1 protein-coding gene is annotated in these 555 nt (G+C 44.7%); it reads right to left on the bottom strand.

Features of this window, described 5'->3' with window-relative positions:
• On the bottom strand, nt 1–555 hold a 555-nt coding region (locus R7044_RS27280; RefSeq protein WP_225456234.1), incomplete at both ends, for a DUF11 domain-containing protein.

Raw genomic sequence — 555 nt, 5'->3', positions numbered from 1 at the left:
ATCGCCAGCGCCGCCTGCTTGCTCCGTCATGACACAAGTTAAGTTGTCTTGAATCAATAAGTTATTGGCAAAGTACTTAGACGAATCGTTGGTTACCGTAATTTCATATTCGATGTTTCCACCGGGCACATATTCTGATGCGGTGGTTGTTTTAGAAATGGCAATATCGGAGTCAGAAACGTTCAGCACTTTTTCTGCATTGACTGTATCTGTGACGTTTGCACTCTGAACTAATGAACCTGATTCATCTTTGACGGCAGCAGAAAAGCCTTGAAGCGTACCAATGGTGATTGGCGTCAGTGTAGTTTCAACTAGGTAAGTGATTGACTCACCGGGGTAGATCGACACCGTATCGTCAAAATCGACATCAGTTTGAACTCCACTAGCTTGATAGGCAGATAAGGAGTTAGAGCCAATGTTGTTGACCGTTACAGTCCACGTTGAGAATGGATTTCCGGTCACATCGGTGTTGTTAAAAGCAGACGAGAGATCGTTCGCCAAGCCATTGTTGGTAAGTAACGTGTTGATGTTCTGGGTAACGTGGTAACCATGTGC

Source organism: Vibrio sp. 1402, assembly GCF_033340275.1.
Note: the sequence above shows the minus strand (reverse complement) of the source record. Positions and strands in the feature narration are given on the sequence as shown.